The 21,019-nt window shown below is 65.0% G+C and carries 15 protein-coding genes and 3 tRNA genes; 6 read left to right on the top strand and 12 right to left on the bottom strand.

All coding sequences use genetic code 11. The features are described from left to right. Positions 1-36 precede the first annotated feature (36 nt). The 4 genes from gdhA to J2S45_RS09840 all read left to right on the top strand — a co-directional run bounded on the left by gdhA (position 37) and on the right by J2S45_RS09840 (position 6,504). The gene (gene gdhA, locus J2S45_RS09855) at positions 37-1,374 is read left to right on the top strand and encodes an NADP-specific glutamate dehydrogenase (RefSeq protein WP_307635279.1); all 1,338 of its coding nucleotides are present in this window, start codon (positions 37-39) and stop codon (positions 1,372-1,374) included. A gap of 213 nt (positions 1,375-1,587) precedes the next feature. Continuing rightward, entirely contained in the window at positions 1,588-4,467 is a 2,880-nt protein-coding gene (locus J2S45_RS09850; RefSeq protein WP_307635278.1) for a 5'-nucleotidase C-terminal domain-containing protein, read from the top strand. A gap of 67 nt (positions 4,468-4,534) precedes the next feature. After that, positions 4,535-5,059, top strand: coding sequence for a sterol carrier family protein (locus J2S45_RS09845; protein WP_307635277.1), 525 nt, complete (start codon positions 4,535-4,537; stop codon positions 5,057-5,059). 8 nt (positions 5,060-5,067) lie between these two features. Continuing rightward, on the top strand, positions 5,068-6,504 hold the full coding sequence (locus J2S45_RS09840) for an RNB domain-containing ribonuclease (protein ID WP_307635276.1): 1,437 nt from the start codon (positions 5,068-5,070) through the stop codon (positions 6,502-6,504). Positions 6,505-6,777: 273 nt separating this feature from the next. Here the strand turns inward: J2S45_RS09840 and J2S45_RS09835 are convergent, their stop codons facing one another. Then, on the bottom strand, positions 6,778-6,975 hold the full coding sequence (locus J2S45_RS09835) for a DUF3073 domain-containing protein (RefSeq protein ID WP_270976162.1): 198 nt from the start codon (positions 6,973-6,975) through the stop codon (positions 6,778-6,780). A 312-nt stretch (positions 6,976-7,287) separates the two neighbouring features. Between J2S45_RS09835 and J2S45_RS11175 the strand changes: the two genes are divergently transcribed. Continuing rightward, complete coding sequence (locus tag J2S45_RS11175; RefSeq protein ID WP_456126141.1) at positions 7,288-7,578, top strand: BldC family transcriptional regulator; 291 nt, start codon at positions 7,288-7,290, stop codon at positions 7,576-7,578. Between the two features lie 66 nt (positions 7,579-7,644). Here the strand turns inward: J2S45_RS11175 and J2S45_RS09825 are convergent, their stop codons facing one another. The 4 genes from J2S45_RS09825 to murJ form a co-directional block, all read right to left on the bottom strand. Then, positions 7,645-7,971, bottom strand: coding sequence for a DUF3618 domain-containing protein (locus J2S45_RS09825; protein ID WP_296930845.1), 327 nt, complete (start codon positions 7,969-7,971; stop codon positions 7,645-7,647). Continuing rightward, positions 7,968-8,414 (bottom strand): phage holin family protein, encoded by a 447-nt coding sequence (locus tag J2S45_RS09820; protein ID WP_270976166.1) that lies wholly within the window; start codon positions 8,412-8,414, stop codon positions 7,968-7,970. Before J2S45_RS09820 ends, J2S45_RS09825 begins: the two co-directional genes overlap by 4 nt. 193 nt (positions 8,415-8,607) lie before the next feature. After that, the gene (locus J2S45_RS09815; protein WP_296930853.1) at positions 8,608-9,558 is read right to left on the bottom strand and encodes an L-lactate dehydrogenase; all 951 of its coding nucleotides are present in this window, start codon (positions 9,556-9,558) and stop codon (positions 8,608-8,610) included. Between the two features lie 84 nt (positions 9,559-9,642). Continuing rightward, a complete protein-coding gene (murJ, locus tag J2S45_RS09810; protein ID WP_296930855.1) occupies positions 9,643-11,418 on the bottom strand; it encodes a murein biosynthesis integral membrane protein MurJ in 1,776 nt (591 codons plus the stop codon). Positions 11,419-11,537: 119 nt separating this feature from the next. Between murJ and J2S45_RS09805 the strand changes: the two genes are divergently transcribed. Next, the gene (locus tag J2S45_RS09805) at positions 11,538-12,548 is read left to right on the top strand and encodes a lipid II:glycine glycyltransferase FemX (RefSeq protein WP_307635275.1); all 1,011 of its coding nucleotides are present in this window, start codon (positions 11,538-11,540) and stop codon (positions 12,546-12,548) included. Between the two features lie 48 nt (positions 12,549-12,596). Here the strand turns inward: J2S45_RS09805 and J2S45_RS09800 are convergent, their stop codons facing one another. From J2S45_RS09800 to J2S45_RS09770, 7 genes are all read right to left on the bottom strand, one after another. Then, positions 12,597-13,874: a peptidoglycan bridge formation glycyltransferase FemA/FemB family protein gene (locus J2S45_RS09800; protein ID WP_296930859.1), complete on the bottom strand. Its 1,278-nt coding sequence runs from the start codon at positions 13,872-13,874 to the stop codon at positions 12,597-12,599. Further along, positions 13,871-15,148: a peptidoglycan bridge formation glycyltransferase FemA/FemB family protein gene (locus J2S45_RS09795; RefSeq protein WP_307635274.1), complete on the bottom strand. Its 1,278-nt coding sequence runs from the start codon at positions 15,146-15,148 to the stop codon at positions 13,871-13,873. Before J2S45_RS09795 ends, J2S45_RS09800 begins: the two co-directional genes overlap by 4 nt. Positions 15,149-15,231: 83 nt before the next feature. Beyond that, positions 15,232-16,458, bottom strand: a complete 1,227-nt coding sequence (locus J2S45_RS09790) for a carboxylate--amine ligase (protein WP_296930864.1) — start codon at positions 16,456-16,458, stop codon at positions 15,232-15,234. A gap of 226 nt (positions 16,459-16,684) precedes the next feature. Further along, the gene (locus tag J2S45_RS09785; protein ID WP_307635273.1) at positions 16,685-20,389 is read right to left on the bottom strand and encodes an exo-alpha-sialidase; all 3,705 of its coding nucleotides are present in this window, start codon (positions 20,387-20,389) and stop codon (positions 16,685-16,687) included. A 262-nt stretch (positions 20,390-20,651) separates the two neighbouring features. Then, positions 20,652-20,724 (bottom strand) — tRNA-Phe (locus J2S45_RS09780). A 35-nt stretch (positions 20,725-20,759) separates the two neighbouring features. Continuing rightward, a tRNA-Asp gene (locus tag J2S45_RS09775) sits at positions 20,760-20,833 on the bottom strand. Between the two features lie 34 nt (positions 20,834-20,867). Further along, positions 20,868-20,940: transfer RNA gene (locus J2S45_RS09770), tRNA-Glu, on the bottom strand. Positions 20,941-21,019 lie beyond the last annotated feature (79 nt).

Genomic DNA, 21,019 nt, shown 5'->3' with positions numbered 1-21,019 from the left:
TCTGAAGGATCCCGCTGATCAATGTGAGGAGTTGGAATGGATGTACAGCTAGAGCGTGTCTATGAAGAGGCACTGAAGCGTAATCCCACTCAGCCTGAGTTTCAGCAGGCAGTTCGTGAAGTGATCGAGAGCCTCGAGCCTCTCCTGCTGGAGCGGAAGGACTACCAGGAGGCGGCGATCCTCGAGCGCATTATCGAGCCTGAGCGTCAGATCATGTTCCGCGTGGCCTGGCAGGACGATAACAACAAGGTGCGCGTCAACCGCGGTTACCGCATCCAGTTCAACTCGACGCTGGGCCCGTACAAGGGTGGGTTGCGTTTCCACCCGTCGGTGACGCTGTCGATTATTAAGTTCCTCGGCTTCGAGCAGATTTTTAAGAATGCGCTGACGGGCCAGGGGATCGGCGGCGGTAAGGGCGGGTCGGATTTTGACCCGCACGGCAAGTCCGACAACGAGGTCATGCGCTTTTGCCAGGCGTTCATGAATGAACTGTCCTCGCACATCGGTGCGGATATCGACGTTCCGGCGGGCGATATCGGTGTGGGTGCGCGCGAGATCGGCTACATGTTCGGCCAGTACAAGCGCCTCGCTCGTCGTAATGAGGCGGGCGTGCTGACAGGCAAGGGCATTGGCTGGGGCGGCTCGCGCGGCCGCACGGAGGCCACAGGCTACGGCCTCGTGATGTTCGTCGACGAGATGCTGGGCGAGGTCGGCGAGAACCTGGAGGGCAAGACGGCGATCGTGTCCGGATCTGGAAACGTGGCCATCTATGCGATCGAAAGGCTGCAGGCGGTGGGCGCGAAGGCGGTGTCGATCTCGGATTCCTCCGGCGCGGTGTTTGACCCGGATGGGATCGATGTGCCGCTGCTGAAGGAGATCAAGGAGGTGCGCCGCGGGCGCGTCTCGGAGTATGCGGAGGCCCGCCCGAATGCGATTTACCACGCGGGCGGCAAGGTGTGGGGTATCGACGCCGACATCGCCCTGCCGTGTGCCACGCAGAACGAGGTTGATGCCCAGGATGTCCGGGCGATGGAGATGGGCGGAATCCGACTCATCGCCGAGGGCGCGAACATGCCGCTGACTCCGGGTGCGATCGAGGTTGCGCAGGAGGCGGGCATCATTTATGCGCCGGGCAAGGCGGCCAACGCTGGTGGCGTGGCTACCTCGGCGCTGGAGATGCAGCAGAACGCGGAGCTGCAGTCGTGGTCTTTCGACGACGTCATGGCGCGGCTTGCGGCGATCATGCACGATATCCACCACACCTCGCTGGAGACGGCGGCGGAGCTGGGTAAGCCCGGCAACTACATGGTGGGGGCCAACGCTGCGGGCTTCATGAAGGTGGCCGACGCGATGCTCGAGCAGGGCGTGATCTAGTCCGGTTCGTCTGGCTATCCATGAGGGGCGGTGTGGGCCGCATCTTCGTACATGCGAGGATGCGGCCCACACCGCCCCTTTCGGTTGGTTGACCTCGTGATCTGGCGCGCGTTATCGATCCGTTAACGTGCTGGATAAGGGTAGTGGGAAAAATTGTCGGAGGCTGATGCCTAGAATGGATCTTGTTGATGGACAGAAGAAGGGATGTTTTCCATGTCGAAAACGAACAGATCGTCGCTGCGCTCGGTGAGCTTGGCGACAGCGATCATGCTGGGGACGGCGGCGCTCGCCGTCCCGGCAGCGGCGGTCCCGGAGGATACCTCCTCCTCGAGTGTCGTTGACGTTGCCGAGTCCGAAGCCCCCGCGGGGTCGGAGGGGAGCGCTGCGGCTGGCGAATCTGAGGCGGCCGGATCCGAAGCCACCCCGACGGCTGGCGAATCTGAGGCCGCCGGATCCGAAGCCGCACCGGCTGCTAGCGAGTCCGCGGATACCGATGGGGGAACCGAGGGCTCGGGCGCGGCGCCGGACGGCGCCCAGGGCACCGCGGCGGCGGAAGCCACCGGTGCTGCTGACGGCGCCGTGGTCATCGACTTCGGTGTCATCTCCGATTTCCACGGGGCGATTAAGACCGCGCCGGCAATGGCGAAGATGCTCGATGATCGCCGCGCCAACGCCGAAAACTTTGACTTCCTCGCCGTGGGCGACTCGGTCGGTGGTTCGACGTTCGAGTCGGCCATCGCCAAGGACGTTCCCACGCTTGAGGTGCTCAACGCGATGGGGCTGACGACGTCGTCGGTGGGCAACCATGAGTTCGATCAGGGCTATTCCGATCTGCGCGATCGTATCCTGGGTCTGGCGAAGTTCACCTACCTCGGTGCGAACGTGGAGGGCGCGAAGGAGATCGCGGATCCGGGCTACGTGGTGCGCACGTATGGCGGCGTGAAGGTTGCCTTTATCGGCACGGTCACGGCTGAGACCCCGTCGCTGACCTCGGCGTCGGCGATCGAGGGCCTGACCTTCAAGGATCCGGTGCAGGTGACGAACGAGATCGCGAAGAAGATCAAGGCTGATGGCACGGCCGACGCGGTCGTGGCGCTCATGCACGACGGTATCTCCAAGGTCGAGACCCTGGGCCCGGATGTGGACCTGGCCTTCGGCGGCCACACGCATGTGGCGGGGGAGGCGAAGACCGCCTCGGGTGCAGCCGTGTGCCAGCCAGGCGCCTCCGGGAGCACCGTCTCTTTCGCGACTCTGAGCGTTTCGCCCGACGGCGTGTCTAGCTCCTGTGCGAACGAAGCTGTCCCCGTTCAAAGCAGCAAAGAGGGTGCCCCGCAGGTCCCCGTCAATGCTGAGATCAAGGCGCTGGTGGATAAGAAGCTCGCGGAGTCCGACAAGCTCGGCGCCGAGGAGCTCTTCCGGATCGACGGTGTCGCCAACCGGGGTACCGACAAGCGCAGTGGGGATGAGGGCGCCAACCGTGGCACCGAGTCCTCCGCAGGAAACCTCATCGCCCAGGCCTTCTACGAGTACAGCCGAACCCTGGCCAAGCCGGCGGACTTCGGCGTCATGAACTCGGGCGGCATCCGCGCCGACTACGACCCGAATGGGGACGGGGTCGTGACGTTCAAGGAGTCCTTCAGCGTCCAACCATTTGGCAACTCCTACGGCACGCGCGTCATTCACGCGTCGGACCTCTACGAGCTGCTTGAGCAGCAGTGGAAGCCCGGTAGTTCGCGCCCGATCCTGCGCCTGGGCCTGTCGGACAACGTCAAGTACGTCTACGATCCTGCCGCGGATTACGGCTCGCACATCCTCGCGGTTTACCTCGATGGCAAGTTGTTGGCTAAGGACGACAGGGAACTGACGGTTGCCTCTTCGTCCTTCCTGCTCGACGCGGGTGACGACTTCACCGCCTTCGCCAACGCCGGCAATCCGGTGGTGGACACGGGAATCATCGACCACGCCGCGTTCAACGAAGTCGCTAAGGTGTGGGCCGCGGACGGCGCGGTCAAGCCCGACTACACGCAGCGTTCCTTCGGTTACACTGGCCCGCGGACCTTCGCCCCGGGTGAGACGGTCACGGCGGAACTGTCCTCGCTCGCGATGACGTCAACGGAACCGTTGCCGACCAAGGTTGAGGTCGCGCTCAACGGCACTGAGGTTGCCACCGCTACGATCGATACGACCGTTGTCCCGCAGCTCGACGAGACCGGCAAGGCGTCCGTGTCCTTCGTGGTGCCGGAAGATGCCGTGGCTGGCGACGGCGTGCTGATGATCTCCACCGACGACAGCTCCACGGTTGACCTGCCGATCTCCGTCAGGGCCGCCGGCTCGACCGTCCCGACCCCCGCGTCTAACATCTACGGCGAGGCCACCGGCGACAAGCTGGCGGACATCTGGGGCTTGAACGGCGCGGGTGAACTGTACTTCTACCAGGGCGGCCAGACGCTGAAGACGATGGGCCTGCTCGCGTCCGGCTTCGAAGCGACGAACATCGTCAAGGTCAACGACCTCAACGGTGACAAGCGTTCTGACTTCCTCGTGACCACCGCCGATGGAGCCATGTTCGTCTACGCCTCGACGGGCAACGGCCACCTCAAGGAGGGTGCGCGGGTTGGCCACGGCTGGAACGGAATGGATCTGGTCTCCTACGCCGGCAAGGTTGGCGGGGTGGATTCGATCGTCGCGCGCCAGAGCGCGACGGGGGAGCTCTACCGCTACACGGTCACCTCGGCGGGCGTGACGAGCGCCGGTAAGGTCGGCCACGGTTGGGCTGCGATCACGAATATCGTCTCGGTGGGCAACACTGCGGGTAGTGCGGACTGGGACATCTTGGCTACCACCGCTGACGGCAAGCTCATCTCCTATGAGACGATGGCCTCGGGAGTGCTACGCACTGTCGGCCCCAAGGGTCACGGTTGGGCTGACTTTACGCAGGTATTCGTCCCGGGTGACCTGACCGGCGACGGCGCCCACGATCTGGTGGGCGTGCGTGACGGAGTCATGTACCTCTACGAGAATACCGGCAACGGCTGGTTCGCGAAGCCGAGCCAGATTGGTCATGGCTGGCACGCCATGACAATCGTTCGCTAAGTGGGATGGGGGCCAGGGGAGCAGCAACGCTGCTCCCCTGGCCCGCCCCGATGGGTAGGATCATTTCATGAGACGGCGGATTGACGAGTCGCAGGGCATGGAGCTGGTGCGGGCCTATGCCTCGGGCGCGGAGCTGAGCCGTGCGCAGCTGGCAACGGCAGTGCGTTTCGCGCTGGAGGAATTCGCCACGCGTCACCCCGGTCGTAGCGTGGAGATTCGAGTCCCGTGGGTGGGGGCCGTGCAGGCGATAGCCGGACCGGTTCACACGAGGGGTACCCCGCCGAACGTTGTGGAGTTGGATGGTGGCACGTGGCTGGATGCTACCCTTGGTCGGCCGGTGGATGAGTCCAAGATTTCCCATTCTGGCACGCGGGCTGACCTAGGCCGCTATTTCCCGCTGTTCGGCCGGGCACAGCTGGCCGCTCCGGGACGGAAGGACGACCGGGACGAGGGCCCCGGGAAGGCAGAGCCCGAACCGGCAGAGCCCGAGCAGGTAAGCCCCGGGCGGGCAGAGCCCGAGAACGTAGAGCCTGGGCAGGCAAGCCCCGGACCGGCAGAGCCTAGGCGCACGCGCCCGGGCGTGCGACGATGAGGTGAGCTGTGCGGCAACGGTTCATCAATCCGAACGTGGTTCCAGCTCGGCAGATTTCTTCCACGATTACGAAGCTGGTCGAGGCGGAGGCCCCGGCCGCGTTCTCCCCCGAGGCGTTGGCGGAGGCGGCGTCGGCCAGGCGGGACTTTCCAGAACTGCCGGACCGCACCGACCTGCCGTTCGTCACGATTGACCCGGAGGGCTCGCGCGACCTCGACCAGGCGATCTTCATCGACGGTGACGTCCTTTACTACGCGATCGCCGCGGTGGGCCTGTTCGTCCGGCCGGACGGGGCGCTCGACGCCGTGGCCCGCGAGCGGGCCACCACCATCTTCCTGCCGGATCGCTCGATCCCGCTCCATCCAGAAGCACTATCAAACGACGCCGCCTCGCTCCTCGCCGGTCAGCTTCGACCTGCGTACGTGTGGCGCTTCGAGCTCGACGCCGGAGAGGTGGCTCGCACCGACCTCGAGCTGGCCCGGGTGCGTTCACGCGCCCAGCTCACCTACCAACAGGTCCAGGCCGCCTACGACGGGGCGGGCCAGCTTCCGATCAACGTGCCGCCCGGTCTGGCGGAGGATCTGGCGCGCGTGGGGCGCCAGCGCCAACGCTTGGAGGCGGAGCGCGGCGGCATCTCGCTGAACCTGCCCGAGCAGCGGGTGGAGCACGACGCGGGCGGATACCTGCTCAAGCTGCGCGAGGTGACGGGCGCGGAGGAGTGGAACTCCCAGATCTCGCTCATGACGGGCATGGAGGCGGCCAAGATCATGATCGGGGCGAACCTCGGCATCCTGCGCACGCTCCCCGCCGCGCGCGAGGAGGATCTGGAGCGGCTCCGCCGGGTGGCCCGAAGCCTCGGGCACGACTGGCCGCTCAGCCAGGACTACACATCCTTCGTGCGCGGCCTCGACCCATCCCGCCCGGCGGCGCTTGCCTTCCTGTACGAGGCAGCGAGGCTCTTTCGCGGCGCGGGCTACCTCGCGCTCCCGGTCACGCGCCCCGACGACGTCGACCTGCGCCACCACGCCATCGCGGCGCCCTACGCCCACGTCACCGCGCCGCTGCGCCGGCTCGTGGACCGATTCGGCCTGGAGCTGTGCCGATGCGTGCTCGCGGGCGATGAGGTGCCATCCTGGGTGACCGAGGCGCTGCCGGAGCTACCCTCCCTCATGGGTGCGGGCACCCGACGAGCCAACGCCCTGCAGGGCCGCGCGCTCGACGCGCTCGAAGGGCTGACCCTGCGCGGGCGTGTGGGGGAGGAGTTCACGGCCGTCGTCGTCGAAGAAAGGCAGGCTGACGGAAAGCTCAAGCGGGGGCGGATATCCATCGCAGAGCCGGCCATGGAGGGCGTGGCGACCGGCGATCGCATGCCGGTGGGGGAACAAGTGCGCGTGCGGCTGACCGGGCTGTCGGAGGAGCTCAAGCCCACCTTCGTCATCGTCTAGCCCGCCTCGTGGGTGCTCGGCAACCGCGGGCGGAGGTCTGCGATCTACACGAGCACCGACGACGGCAACGTGGGTGCGCGGTAACCGCGGGCGGAGGTCTGCGGGAGGAATCCCACCGCGCCGCCGACGTGCAGGTAGCTCCCACTCTCCGATGGTTTCGGCCGTGGTCCAACCCATGTCGCCCGAATGCAGGCACACTGAAAAGCCAGCCGTGAAGCTGGCTCCCCGCGAGGATAGCTAGAGGCTCAGCGCCTCATGTCGAAGACTGGCGCCTCAATCGTCGGTTGCCGGAGGAATCTCGTAGGATTCGGGATCGTACTCGTCCCAGGAATCGTAGTCGTCCGGCTCGTCCTTCGGTTCGGAGCGACCTGCGAGTTCCCTTTCAAGGGCCTCATAATCGGTCTCCGGGCTGAAGTACTTCAGGTTCCGTGCGACTTTTCGCTGCTTGGCTCTTTGACGGCCGCGCCCCATATTGGCTCGACCCCCCTCAACTCGTCTTGGAGCAGGCACTGTGTGCGGCTCCGCTTTATCTCAATAATGGTTCGTGGCACATACTTTACCCCGAAAGGGGTAGGAATCTCTACGTGAAGCGACATGTGTGCGGCGGTGTACGCCCTTAGTGGAAACCGTTCCGGTGGCCGGCGCCGGGTCGATATCGTCTCTCGAAGGTGCAAGTCGCTTCGCAGCGAGCGCGCTGACCTGCAATAGCTAGTGCGCTGACCTGCAATTTTGGGGTGTAGAAATTATGTTTAGGCTTGTGAGACGGACGCCAACGGTCATAAGATGGACATTGGTTTTCGATACTTGCGGGCTCGTCAAACCGGAGCGGGAGAGATGAGAAAAGAACCTGAGAATCGCTGGTCACCCCCACACACGAGGAATAAGATGGATTTAGAAACAGACTTGATGACCCCAGCTGAGGTCGCGGCGCTATTCCGGGTTGATCCCAAGACAGTGGCGCGATGGGCGGACAGCGGCAAGTTGCCCTCGATTCGCACGCTCGGAGGCCACCGACGCTTTCCTCGTAAGGAAGTCCTAGAGAAAATTCAGCTACCGCAGCACGAAGAAGAATAACCGTGGTGCAGGTAGACGTGGCGGTGGGGCGGCGCTGAGCCGCCCCACCGCCACGTCTACCTACGTTTACTTGATGATCTTACGGATGACGAAGATAGCGACCACGGCGATCGCGGTTCCGATGATGGCCAGCGCCTTCGTGTCGCCCGCCTTGGCGTCGTCCACTAGTCCCATCGCCTGCTCCTTGCCCTGGTTGAGCTTGTCCTCGGCGTAGGCGCGTGCCTCTTCCTTCAGGTTGTCCGGGTGGAGCCTGCCGGCGAGTTCGTTGACGGTGGCCGTCAGCTCCTCGCGCACGCGATTCATGTCGGCGTCGATCTGCTCCGCGGTGCGGGTGTCCTCGATGCCCTTGGGCGCCTCGTAATCAACAGCTTTCTTCTGGCTCGCGTTCGTCATTTGATTCCCTTCTTAACCGCGTCGATGTCCTTCTCCAGGCCGCCCTTGGGGTCCACGATATGCTTCTGGGCCGCCTTGAAGCGCTGGATGCCGATGAGCGCGAGGATGAGGATGATGAGGAGGAGGCCACCGGAGACGACGAGGAACGCCGCCCACGTCGGCATCACCGTGGCCAGTCCGTAGCCCGCGGCGAGCAGCAGCGTGCCGAGCATGTAAAGGGCGAGCACGCCGGCGACGGCGAGCAGCACGCCCCCGATCCCGAGCTTCTTGACCTTAGAGGTGGCCTCTAGCTTGGTGTAGCGGATCTCGTCGCGCACCAGAGCCGAAAACTGGGCGGTGATCTTGGCGACGAGCTCGCCGATCGATAGGCCACTCGCGGCCTTCGGACCTTTGCCCGAGAGCGTGGCGGGACCCTGTGGCGTCAGTGGTTCTTTTTCAGTCACGAGAACTCCTTTGCTTTGTCCCTCATTTTCGCACGGAACGACCACCTATTTCGACCGCTATCCGTATCTGCAACGTCGCTAGCTCGTGATACGGCTCAACGAGGCCGGACTCCAGGTTCCGCTGTCGCTTGGCGGTGGCGCGCCTGGGAGGGCGGGCCCGCCGTCAGGCGGGCCCGCGGACAGGGGGTCGACCTTAGTAGCCGACGGTCTTGATCGTCTGGCGCAGGGCCTCGATGGAGGACGTCAAGCGCTCCTCCTCCGACTCATTTAGCGACAGCGGCAGCGCCCGCTCCACGCCCGTGTTGCCCACGATCGACGGCACGGACAGCGACACATCCGAGGCACCCGGGATGCCGTGAAGGGGCGAACTGACGGGGAGCACGGCCTTCTGGTCGCCGAGCACGGCCTCCACGATCCGCGCGCCCGACACGCCGATCGCATAGTTCGTGGCGCCCTTACCCTCGATGATCTTGTAGGCCGCGCTACGCACCTCGTGCTCGATCTCGTCGAGCTGGGCGGTGGTGAATGCCTCGCCCTGCGGGGTCACGATGTCGTGTAGCGGGATCTGGCCTACGGTGGCCGTGGACCACATCGCGAACTCCGAATCCCCGTGTTCGCCGATGATCATTGAGTGGACTGAGCGGGCCGAGACGCCGAGCCGCTGGCCGAGTAGCCAGCGCAGGCGCGAGGAGTCCAACACCGTGCCTGAGCCGAACACGCGGCCCTCCGGCAGGCCCGCGATCTTCGTGGCAACGTACGTCAGCACGTCCACCGGGTTCGTCACCAGGATGAACACCGCGTTCGGGGAGCGCTCGATGAGGCCCGGCAACATTGATTCGAGGATGGCGACGTTCTTCGCCGCCAGATCCAGGCGCGTCTGGCCGGGATTCTGCTTCGCGCCGGCGGTGATGACGACGACGTCGGAATCGGCCGTCACGTCTTGGGACGCGCCGCCGATGATCGAGGAGGACTGCATGAACTGAGTGCCGTGGGCGAGGTCGAGAACCTCGGCCTCCACCTTGGATTCATTCAGATCCTGGAGGGCGACAACTTTGGCCGAGCCGCGGATCATCGCCGCGTATGCGAGGGCGGTCCCGACAGAACCGGCGCCGATCACTGACAGTTTCGAGGTAGAAATGCTCATGCCTCAAGTCTGCCAAGGGCGCCCTAAATAGGGAAGGGACTTGCGGGTCTTTGAGTCAGTCCGGCGGCAAATGTGGGGCAACGCTCACCGGCGCAACCGGCCGGCCACCTTACCCACCAGCATCGTCACGCCCGCGGCCTCCGGCATGCCCAGTGCCCGCATAAGGAGGAAGAACACCAAGCCGACGACCGGCGAAATCACGGCAATAGCCGCGCCCGACTTCCACAGTGAGGAGGCCAGGGCGTCGGCGCCAACCGCCCACACCACCGCGTAGCCGATCGCCGCGCTGACACTCGCGACCACCACCAGCTTGGCGTGCGTACGCCACATGCGGTTGATGTCCAAGCCGCCCAGACGGCGTCGTACCAGCAAATACGTGACGACCCCGGAGAGGATGTTCGTCGTCGCCATCACCGCGCCGACGCCGAAAACCACCCACGAAGGAGGAAGGAAACCGCACGCCATAAAGCCGACGATGCCGACCACCTGCCAGGGCAGGCCGACGAGGAATGCCGCGCGGGTATCCTCAAGCGCGTAATAGACGCGGTCGAGGACGGCGATCGCGCTCGCACCCGGAAGACCGATCGCGAGCACGGCGACGACGTTCGAGATCGACGAAATGACCTCAGGCGACGACCCCGGCGAGAGGACGCGCGTGACCGGCACCGCCAACACCACGAGGAGCGAGGCCGCCAGGAACATCAGCGTCGAGGTCACCCGCAACGTGTAGGATGCCTCGGCCCGAACGCGCACAAAATCCCGATTCACCGCGGCCTGAGCCAGCTTGGTGAACAGTGCGGTCACGATGGAAACGGTAATCACCGAGGTCGGGATCGAGTAGATCGTGTAGGCCGTGGAATAGCCGAGGTTGCCGACGACGGCGTCGAGGTCCATGCCGGCCTGCTGGGCACGCATCGTGGCACCCGCCGCCACATTCGACTGTGCGATCGTTGGCAGCATGCCCACACCCATCATCGCCATGACCCACAGCGAGGCCTTGCCCGCCTGGCCGAGCCCCGAGCCGCGCCACCTGAAGTCGGGGCGGTAGCGGATCCCCTCCCTGCGCAGCGGAATGAGCAGGATGCCCGCCTGGGCGACGATTCCGAGCGTGTGGATACCGGCGAGCATGTTGCCGCGCGCCGAGAACCAGGTCGCGGCGTCGGATGCGGTGGTGACGTCGGCCGGGCCCCAGATCCACAGCATCATCGCCAAGCCGCCGATCGCGATCACGTTGTTCAGGGCCGGCGCCCACATGTACGGGCCGAAGTTCTCCCGGGCGTTGAGGATCTGACCGAAGATCGTGTACATGCCGTAGAAGAAGATCTGGGGCAGGCACCACAGCGCAAAGAGCACCGTGAGCCGGTACCACTGCTCATCCAACGTGGCGGCGTAAATCTTGACGATGATGGGCGCCGCCAGCGTCAGCAGGATCGTGATGCCGCCGAGCGTGACCATGGAGAGCGTCAGGAGTTTGTTGATGAAGGCCGCCCCGGCGTCCTTCGATGTGCGCGTGGCCTTGACGATCGCCGGGACCAGCACCGCGTTGACGAGCCCGCCCGCGATGATCATGTACAGCAGGGTCGGTAGCTTGTTGGCGATGTCGAAGGAGTTGCCCGCCAGCGAGTTCAGGCCCAGCACGGCACCAATCAGCATCGGAGAGCGCACCATCCCCAGCAGGCGCGAGGTCAGCGTCCCCAGGGACATCACAAGCGAGGCCCGAGCCGATCGTTGCTTCGACTGCGCGAAGGTTTCCTCGCCGGGCGCGGAGGCGACGTCGTCGGGCGAGGAGACGGCGCCCTCGGGCCCAGGGACGACGTCGGAAAGCTGGCGTCCGTGACGCGGCTTATAACGGTTGAACATTGGCCCCTCAACGCTGGACGACGTAAACGCACCCATTCTAAAGCAGGCGCTCCGACAAGTCTGCGCGACACTGGCGCAGGACACTGCGCGCCGCCAGCGTTCTCCCGTAAGGTGGAAGAATGTTGATCCCTCATGACGACGAATCCCTCCTCGCCGAGTACGACGAGTTCGTGGACTCCTCCCCACACGCCACTATCTTCCAGACACGTGGCTGGGCCCACGTGAAAAACAATTGGGACGCCTACCACTTCATCCATCGCACCGACGGCAAGATCGACGCCGCCATGCAGGTCCTCGCCGTCGACGACGCCCAGATCGGCGGGCGATTCTTCTACGCCAGCCGCGGCCCGGTCTGCGACCCCCGCGACGTCGACCTCGTCGTCGCCATGGTCAACGAAGCCGCTGACCACGCCCGTGCCGCCGGGGGTTTCCTCCTGCGCGTCGACCCGGCCCTCGCCCGCGACGACGCGGTGGAAGCCGCCTACGCGGCCAAGGGCATCACCTTCACGCGCGACCCGTACTCGTCCAGCCAGCCGCTGATGAACGTGGTCCTCGAGATCCGCGGACGCAGCGCCGAGCAGATCCTCATGGATTACTCCAAGAACACCCGCAAGCACATCCGCAAAGGTGAGAAATACGGGGTGAGCACGCGCGTGGGCACGATCGAGGATATTCCCGAGTTCTACAAGATCGTGCGCATCTCCAACGACCACCACGGCATCTCGAGCCGCCCGATGAGTTACTTCCAGCGCCTGTACGAGGCCTTCCCCGACACCACCCGGCTGAGCTTTTCCATGTTCGAGGGGCGCGCAATTTCGACGTCGCTCATGGTCATCCAGGGCAAGCGGGCCTTCGCCATGTACGGCGGGGACACCCACGAATTCCAGAAGGGCCAGTCCTACCAGCTCGATTTTGAGGAAGTGCGTCACGCCGTCGAGGCCGGGTGCGAAACCTACGACATGGGAGGCATCCTCTCCGACGACGACAGCGATACCCTGACCCACTTCAAGAAGAAGTTCACCGAGGACAACATCGTGTACTGGATCGGCAACATCGACGTGGTGCTCGACCAGGACAAGTACGCCGCGTTCACCGCACGCGCCGCGATCGGGGCCAGCCGGGAGCGATAGGCGGCCGGGGCGTGGCCCGCCGTGGCGCGGGCCAGACCCCGCTCGATCTCAATCCAGCGCCTTGAGAGCCTTTGCGAGGCGCGGCCGGATCGGCAGATCGTAGGTGCCGACGAATTCCTCCACGTTGCCGATGAACTGGCGTTTGAAATGCAACACCCCGGCGTCGGTGGCGCTCTGGGAAAAGTCGCCGGAGATGCCGTAGAAGTTGTAGTACGTCACGTTGTGTTCGGCCGCCCACTCGAACATGGCGCGGTGAATGAGGTAGATGCCGTAGTACGAGGTGAACTCGGCGTATGCGCCCGAGACCAGGTAAAGCAACTCGTTGGGTGAGCGGACGAACAGGCTGGCGGCAAGTACGACCTCGTCGCCGTGGCTAGCCTGCACCGTTCGGGTCTCTTCCTCGCGGCGTGCGAGAACCGCGAGGCGCTCCTCGAGCTCCTTGAGCTGGTTCCTCTGCTTCTTGCCCAGTGCCTTTCCCTCGGCCTCGAGCGCGCCGCGGCGCGCGACCAGGTCCGCCACCTTCGCCTCGATCTGCGCCCGCTCGTCGCCGATCTGGGCGAGGTAATTCCTGCAGTGCAGCAAGGCCACCGGCAAGAATGCGTTCTGTGGCCCAAACTGTTCGACGAGTCGCTTGTAGTATGCGAGCTGCCCGGGGGAGACCTCCGACATCTGCGTCCGCTCGGCCGTGTGCTCGAGCACTCGGCCGAGGATGTCGATCTGGTCGGGGCCCACGAAGCGCACCTCCACGCCGTTGGTTCCCCACCGGTTGAAGGCGGTGCGTACCTGCTGCCCCATCGACTTCTGAATCGCCGGGAAGTCCATCCCCCCGATGTCCTTGACGTAGGAATAGGTGATGGGAATGTCGCCTCGGGTGACGAAGTCGCCGACGACGCGGTGCCCGCCCAGTTCGGCGATCGTCCCATCCAGCTCGCGGGCGGAAGTGAGCTCGTCACCCGGGGTGACGTCGTCGTACACGCGCCGGAATTCGGGGGGCGTGACGCGGACGGAAATCACGCGCGGGTTGCGCTTCGCATGCGCTTTCAGGCCCGTGTAGAACATGCGCCGGGCGCTGGCGGGAGCGTCCGCGGCGAACACGGGCCCGTAGACGACGTTGATCCGGTAGAAGAATCGCGACCAGGTCTGGTAGCTGGCCAACGCCACTGCATAGACTGTGCCCGTGGTCTCCTCGACGACGCCGACCACCTCCACCTTCGCCCCGGAAACCTCGCGCGTGCGCTTGTAGGCGGGAATCTGGGTGAACATGACGCGCGGTTGGCGGCCGATGAAGTCCTCGTAGATGTCCTGCGGGATGGTTGTGAATTTCATTCGTCCACCGCATTCGTGAGTTTGGCGCACAGCGGGCGAATCGGGATGTCGTAGGTTCCCACGTACTCTTCCGCGTCGCCCTTGAACTGGCGCTTGAAGTGCACGACGCCGGCGTCTGAGGCCGCGTCGGAGAAGTCGCCGGTCATGCCGAAGAAGTTGTACCACCGAACGTCGTGGCGGGTGGCCCACTCGAACATGGCGCGGTGGATGAAGTAGATGCCGTAGTAGTCGTTGAACTGGGCGTATGCGCCCGAAACCAGGTAGGTCAGCTCGTGGGGGGAGTGGATGAAGAAGGAGGCGGCGAGCACGATCTCCTCACCGTGCTCGGCGCGCACGGCCTGCGTCTCCGCCTGGCGGCGCTCAAGCACCTCGAGGCGGGAGCGGAGCTCCTTAAGCTGGTTGCGCTGCTTCTTTCCCAGCACCTTGCCCTCGGCCGCGAGCGCGGCCTCCCGCTCGGCGAAGTCAGCCACCTTGGCCTCCACCTGCTCGCGTTCGGCCGCGATCTCGGCCAGGTAGGCGGCGGGCCGGAGCACGGCCACGGGGAAGAAGGCCTCCTCCGGGCCTAGCTTGAGTGCCAAGTCCTTGTAGTAGTTGAGTTCGGAGCGGGTGGGCGGGGTGGTGCCCGTGCGCTCCGCGGTGTGGGTGAGAATGTCGCCCAGCACGCCGATGTCCTCGGGGGAATTGAAGCGGACCTCCACGCCGTTTGTACCCCAGCGGTTGAAGGCGGTGCGCACCTGCTGGCCCGCCGACTTCGTCACCTGCGCCAAGTCCATCCCCTCAATGTCCTTGACGTAGACGAACCTCGTCTGGATGTCGGGCGAATCGTTGAAGTCCTTGTCCAGGTGGGTCGCGCCTAGCTCGGCGAGCAAGGCGTCGACCCGCTTGGCTCGCTCGGTCTCCGGGCCGCGTTCGACGTCGTCGTAATGGGCTCGAACCACCATCGGGACCACGCGCAGGGCGACGACGCGCGGCGTGCGCTTCAGCCAGCCGACCAGGCCACGGTAGAATGCCTCCTCCGCTTCGGGGGAGTAGTCCGCGAAGGTGGGGCCGAATATCAGGTTCGCCTTGAAGAAGAACTTCCGCCACGGCTGCATGACCACCGCGGCCGCCGCGAGAAGCCGCTCTGGGTTACCGTCGACGACGCCGACCACCTCCACCCGTTGTCCCTCCCCGCGGCGGGTGGCCACATAGCCGGGCAACTGGGTGAAGGACATCCGCTCCGCGTCCGCGGCGAAACGCTCGTAGCTGGCATCGTGAAGTCTAACAAATCGCATTATCCCTCGTTTCTTCTGCCCACCAGTCTACGTGAGGGCACGCGATGGAACAGGCAGGTGGCGTAGGCGCTTCGGTGCGGGGGCTAGAAGCCGGTGTGCGTCGGCTTGGGGTAGTGAGCCCGCGTCTTGCGGGCCATGTTCTGCGCGTTGATGATCCGAAACAGGGTGCGGCGGGGGTGGCGGTCGGCGGGGTAGTTCAGCGGGTCAACCGCCGTGCGCTTCAGCGGCTTGACCTGCGCGTACAGTTCCGGGGGCAGGTAGTCCTTGAGCATCCGCAGCGGCAGGACGTGGTACAGGGCCTCACCGGTCATCCGCTGGATGTGGCGCGGGGCGTCGTCGTAATCCTCCACAAACGCCTGCCACACATCCACGCCTCCGGCCTTGAGGTAGTAGTGATTACGGCCGATGCGCGGGTTGAGGTCAAGCCAGTAGGCGGTGGCGGTGCGCGGGTCAATCTTGACGTCGAGGGAGAAGAAGCCACGCAGGCCGACGGCGGTGGCGAGCCGGGCGCCGTCGGTCATGAGCTGGTCGTTGGGCACCACGTGGATAATGCCGGCGTTGCCAAGCAGGCTCGGTTCGTGGTTGCCAAGTAGCACCCGCCCCGAGCCAACCGCTGTCACCTCGCCGCGGCGGTCGATGTAGCCGTTGACCACCCACTGCGTCGTGTCGTCGCCCGGGATAAGCTCCTGAGCGGTGAGGGAGGTGCTGACGCCGGCGTCGTGCCACTGGCGGATGTGTGCGTTGGCCTCGGCGAGCGTGTCGCACGGCAGAACCTTGGCAAGACCGCGGGTGAAGAAGACGGTGAGCTGGGAACGCTCGTCGGGTTTAAGGACGATGGGGAAGGTGAGCTGATCGAGAGCGTCGGAGGCGGAGTTGGGGGAGTCTGTGCTGATGCGGGTCTGGCGCGGCGTGGCAAGGCCGAGGCTGGCGGCCACCTGAGACAGGCGCGTCTTTGAGTCGGCGATCGCGATCGCCTCTGCGGGCGCGTAGGGGAAGATCCACGACGTCGGAAGCTGGTGGCGAAGCCCGCTCAGCAGTTGCACGTCCTCGTCCGTGTTCACGAGCGGCACGACGCGCTCGGTGGGGAATTCCTCGCCTAGGGCGAGCAGGAGCTGGGCGAACTTGTCGCGGTTCGTGATCGCGCGCGGCTCGGTGATCACCAGGTCGAGGATCTTCGAGTCGTCAATGAATCCCCGGTGAATCTGGCTGTAGAGACGCGGCGAAGTCCCCGTGTTCTCATGAATGAGGCGGGCCATCGCGTAATCGGCGAGGTCCCAGCCGAAAATGATGGGGGTGATGTCGCGGTTCATGAGGCCTATTGTACGGGGGTGCGGGCCTTGGCCGGGGCAGGCGCAGATATCGGCCGCCGGCCCGGTGCCGGCGGCTCGCCGGGCTCCTTATCCGCCGGCCCGCCGTGCTCGTTGTTCGCCGGCCCACTGCCGGGTGGTGAGTGTGGGTGTGGGCCCGGAAAACTCCGGGCCCACACGTACCTAGCATGGCGGGCAGGGCCCATTCGTGGGCCCTGCCACTAGGGCGCTAACTGATCGCAACCATCGCCTGCCAGCCATGACCGACCTGGCGGGCAACACCCCACCAGCCATTGGTCTGGTTCTTGTAGGCAAACATCTTCCCATCCTCGCGGATACCGATCAGATCAAGGCGACCATCGCCATCCACGTCACCGGGGATGGTGGCCTGGACGAAGGAATCCCAGCCATGACCAATCTGGCCCACACCATAGACCCCACCATCAGCACTACCCGCATAGGCATACATCGAACCATCAGCCGCAATCGCCACCAGGTCACTGTAAGAGCTGCCCACGAACTGGCCCGGGGCCAAAATCGTGGTCATCGCCGACCAGCCATGACCAATCTTCGTCCCCCCAAACAAGCCACCATCACCGACCTGGTAACGGTACAAGTCACCACTAGCCACCTCACGGGCCACCACATAATCCGCGCTCGAGGCACCAAGCTTGCCGGCATAGACAATATTGTCCATACCATTCCAGCCATGGCCCGCCTGAACGCCCTTAGTCAAGAACCCATCACCTCGCGAGTGGAAGTAGTACAGGTCCCCGTTGTCGTAGCGCACCAGGAGGTCGGCGCGCAGGTCGCCGTCAAGGTCCCGGATCGCGCTGATGTGTGTGATCGGCCGCTCGGCGCAGCCCACGATGCCCTTATGGTAGAACCCACCCGTGCCATCGTTGACGTAGAAATGGATAGCCCCAGACTCATCTACCGACCACAAGTCAGCAAAACGATCACCCGTAGCATCACCCAACACGCCACTCCCGCGCGCCGGCGACACCGGACGATCCATCACCTGACACTGCCCCGGCTCAGGCTCGGGCTCCGGCGCCACTGGCTTCGGGGACAGCGTGATCGTAAAGGTCTTCGAGGACGTGCGCGCAATGCCCGTGCCGTCGTCGGCCTCGCTCATCGTGGCCGTGACCGTGAAGGTCTGCTCCTCGGTGTTGCCCGCCTTGGGTGTGCCCTCGATGGTGCCGGTCTCCTGATTGACGCTCAGACCGTCGGGCAACCCCTCCACGGTGTAGCTATCCGCCAGTGCCGGGTCATTGCCGGTGGCTCGCAGCGCGATGGGCGCGATCGGCGTGCCGTCCTCGCCCTTGACGTTCGCGATCGGATTCAGCGACAGCTCGAAGGGAAGCTTCTTCGTCAAATACTTGAGCGTGAAGTTGACGTAGCCGATCTTGTTGAACGTGTCTGGCTCCATGAGCAGGCCGATCGAGCCGTCGGGCTGGACCGCCATCGTCGTGTAGCCGGTCCCGCCCTCACGAATCTGGCGGGAGATCGCCCAGGTGGCGCCGTCGTCGTAACTCATCTTGACAGTGCCGTTGGCGCGGCCGGACTCCGTGTTGGAGAACAGCAGCACCTTCGAGCGCAACGTGCCCTGCGCGGCCGTCGGGAAGGCGCGGATGATCTGGGCGTTGTTCGTGGCGTCCACGAGTGCCCTGTCCACGTGGACGTCCTTCCAGGTCACGCCGCCGTCGTCGGAGGTCGCCACGATGCGATAACCCTTGCCCGTCCCCGCTGACACGCGGGAGTTCAGCATGAGGCGGCCGTCGGAGAGCTCCACGACCTTGTTCTCGTCGTACTGCCAGCTCTGACCTTCCCGCAGGCCCTCCGTGGCCGACGCGAACTCGCCGCCGTGCCACGTCTTGCCGTGGTCGTCGGAGTAGATCGTGATCGCGCGGAAGCCCGCGCCCTTGAAGCGGCACGCGGCCTGCTGCAGCAGGCGGCCCTTGTGCGGCTCGTGCATCTTCTGGATGCCAGCGCCCGACGTCGCGAAACAGCCGTCCAGCTGCGCCGCGCGTGCCCCGAGCACCTCGTTCGTGATGATGCGCGAGGACCACGTGTAACCGTTATCGGTGGAAGACGTGAGCGCGAAATTCATCGTCTTGCGATACGTCTCATCCACATTACCGTTCTCATCCACGCGGTAGCCCGGGCCGTTCGGCAGACCCGCGTCCAACGAGCCGACGTGGAAGTTGAAGATCTCGCCCGTCGTGTAGTCGACGACGTAGGACGGGTCCGACCAGCCGTAACGCTGACCTTCCGGGGCGACCTTGCCTTCGGCGATGGCTGTCGCCGGGCCCCAGGTCTTCCCGCCGTCGGTGGAGCGGCGCTGCATGATCGAGTTCTCGTTGGGCGAGTCGCCGCCGCGCCAGACGCCGTTGGTGGGGCGCAGGTCGTAGGAGGCGAGGATGTCGCCGTTGGAGGCCACCGCGATCGCGGGGATGCGGATGTTGTAGGCGCTCGTGTTCGACTCCAGGATCTGCAGGTCGGTCAGATTCGCCTCCAGTCGCGGATCGGCGTTAGGCGCGGTGAAGCCGGTTGCGGCCGGGCGGACGGTCGGCGTCGGCGTCGTCGCGCGCGCGGTCTCGACGCTCGTCCGGTCACCTTGGGTCGCGTTCACGACGACGTCGGCGTGGGCCTCGCCGCGCTCGAGGTCGTCCCGGGTCACCTTGTGGGGCAGCTCGCAGGTGTGGCTCTTGCCCGCGGGCACATCGGCCGTGCAGGCGTCGGAGGCGGCGATCGTGATGGGGGCGTCGGTGACGTTGTCCACGACGAGCGTGGCCGTCAGCTCATCGCCCACCTGGTAGTTGTCCTTGCCGGTGCCGGCCGTGAACGTGAAGGAGGAGATCCGTGCCAGCTTGGGAAGGACCTGCGTCGGGCTCCCCTCGAACGGGGCGAAGGCAGTGGTGGCGCCCGTGTATCCCGTGTTGGCGTAGGCCTGGAACGTGATCGACGGCGTGAATGAGCCGCTGGCGACGTCGGCTTCGGTCACGGTGTGCTTCGGGAACGGGCAGGACTTGGTCGCGCCCGCCTCGAAGGTGTTCCACTTACAGCCCGACCAGTTATCAAGGTTGGAGTCGGTGGCCTCAAAGGAGCGGGTCTTGCCCGTGTCGTTCGTGACGTTGAGGTTGTACTGGATCACGTCGCCGACCTGGAATGGGGCCTCGTCCGCGTTGGTGATCTCGAACGTCGCCTTGAGCGTGGGGAGTGCCTGCGGTTCGAGGCCGTCGATCTCGGCGCGCACCTCCGTAGCGGTGAGCGCGCGGTTGTAGATCTTCAGCTCGTCGACGACGCCGGTGAAGCCGGTGCCGCCCAGGATGTCGGAGGGGACGGCCACGGGGTTGTTGATGCCCCAGTTCTTCAGCTCGAGGAGCTCGCCGTTGACGTAGAGCGCGATGCCTTCCGTGGAGGAATTGGTGGCGGTGATGTGCGTCCACGTGTTGTTGGCGAGGGTGTAATTGTAGGTCAGCACCCCGCCCGCCCCCGGCAGCACGTGGAAGCCGATCTTGTCCTCCCGATTCGCGGCGAGGCGCTGGGAGACCGCGCGGACGCCGTCAGCGGACTGGATGATCGACGCACGACCTGTGGCCGTGGGCGCCTTCACCCAAAAGCCGATGGACCAGTCGTGGGGGAGGTCGAGCGCCGGGTAGGTGATCTTGGCGCCGTCCTTGATTTCTACCGCCTTGCCGACCTTGCCCTCGACGAGCGGCAGGTCGCCCGTGGGGGTGCCATCGCGGCTACCCCACTGATCCTTCGTGGCGGATTCATCGAAGGAATAATAGGAGACGTGGGTGTTGGCGGGGGCGCCGGCGTCGTCGGCGGCAGCGGCCAAGGGGGTGAGCGGTGTCAGAGCGAGCGCTCCGACCGCAGCTGTGGCGAGAGCGAATCGTCTCCGCCAGGCTCGGGTTTTCCTCATCATTTTCCTTTCGCATCATTGCGATTGCGTGGACCGCGTCGGTGCGGGCACGGGGAAAGCCAGTTGTCAGACAATCGCACCGTCCAGCGTATGCGGGGTAGGCGGAGGGTGCAACCGTTTTACGACAATGGATTGGCTCTAGAATGCGCATGTCGGACGGAGCCGGCGTAGGAGACGGGCGCGGATGTTCCCGCGCGGGGGCCGGGTGGCGAAGGCTGCTGTGCGGGCCGGGTAGCGAGAAGGCCCCCTTTCGGGGGCCTCGCGGTGGCTCCGACCGGCGTCGATCCGGTGACCTTTCGATTTTCAGTCGAACGCTCTACCAACTGAGCTACAGAGCCTTAAGAAAAAGCCCGGGGTGCCGGGCAGTTCCTTGCGACCCTGACGGGACTTGAACCCGCGACCTCCGCCGTGACAGGGCGGCGCGCTAACCAACTGCGCTACAGGGCCAGATTGGAATTTCTTCCTGCTTCTGGTGAAGCCGTACCCCCAACGGGATTCGAACCCGTGCTACCGGCGTGAAAGGCCAGCGTCCTAGGCCACTAGACGATAGGGGCTCGTTCCGTGTTACCGGGAACGTCGATAAGCTTATGCGGATTTCGCAATCTTGCCAACTTGGGCAGACGTGTTATGTGC

Source organism: Trueperella abortisuis (assembly GCF_030811095.1).
GTDB lineage: Bacteria > Actinomycetota > Actinomycetes > Actinomycetales > Actinomycetaceae > Trueperella > Trueperella abortisuis.
Note: the sequence above shows the minus strand (reverse complement) of the source record. Positions and strands in the feature narration are given on the sequence as shown.

What these genes read in the sequence shown, in the direction of transcription:
- J2S45_RS09785 (WP_307635273.1), bottom strand. Translation starts at nt 20,389, where the DNA reads ATGATGAGGAAAACCCGAGCCTGGCGGAGACGATTCGCTCTCGCCACA.
- J2S45_RS09835 (WP_270976162.1), bottom strand. Translation starts at nt 6,975, where the DNA reads ATGGGGCGCGGCCGTCAAAGAGCCAAGCAGCGAAAAGTCGCACGGAAC.
- J2S45_RS09795 (WP_307635274.1), bottom strand. Translation starts at nt 15,148, where the DNA reads ATGCGATTTGTTAGACTTCACGATGCCAGCTACGAGCGTTTCGCCGCG.
- J2S45_RS09850 (WP_307635278.1), top strand. Translation starts at nt 1,588, where the DNA reads ATGTCGAAAACGAACAGATCGTCGCTGCGCTCGGTGAGCTTGGCGACA.
- J2S45_RS09815 (WP_296930853.1), bottom strand. Translation starts at nt 9,558, where the DNA reads ATGAGCATTTCTACCTCGAAACTGTCAGTGATCGGCGCCGGTTCTGTC.
- J2S45_RS09805 (WP_307635275.1), top strand. Translation starts at nt 11,538, where the DNA reads ATGTTGATCCCTCATGACGACGAATCCCTCCTCGCCGAGTACGACGAG.
- J2S45_RS09790 (WP_296930864.1), bottom strand. Translation starts at nt 16,458, where the DNA reads ATGAACCGCGACATCACCCCCATCATTTTCGGCTGGGACCTCGCCGAT.
- murJ (WP_296930855.1), bottom strand. Translation starts at nt 11,418, where the DNA reads ATGTTCAACCGTTATAAGCCGCGTCACGGACGCCAGCTTTCCGACGTC.
- J2S45_RS11175 (WP_456126141.1), top strand. Translation starts at nt 7,288, where the DNA reads ATGGACATTGGTTTTCGATACTTGCGGGCTCGTCAAACCGGAGCGGGA.
- J2S45_RS09845 (WP_307635277.1), top strand. Translation starts at nt 4,535, where the DNA reads ATGAGACGGCGGATTGACGAGTCGCAGGGCATGGAGCTGGTGCGGGCC.
- gdhA (WP_307635279.1), top strand. Translation starts at nt 37, where the DNA reads ATGGATGTACAGCTAGAGCGTGTCTATGAAGAGGCACTGAAGCGTAAT.
- J2S45_RS09800 (WP_296930859.1), bottom strand. Translation starts at nt 13,874, where the DNA reads ATGAAATTCACAACCATCCCGCAGGACATCTACGAGGACTTCATCGGC.
- J2S45_RS09825 (WP_296930845.1), bottom strand. Translation starts at nt 7,971, where the DNA reads ATGACGAACGCGAGCCAGAAGAAAGCTGTTGATTACGAGGCGCCCAAG.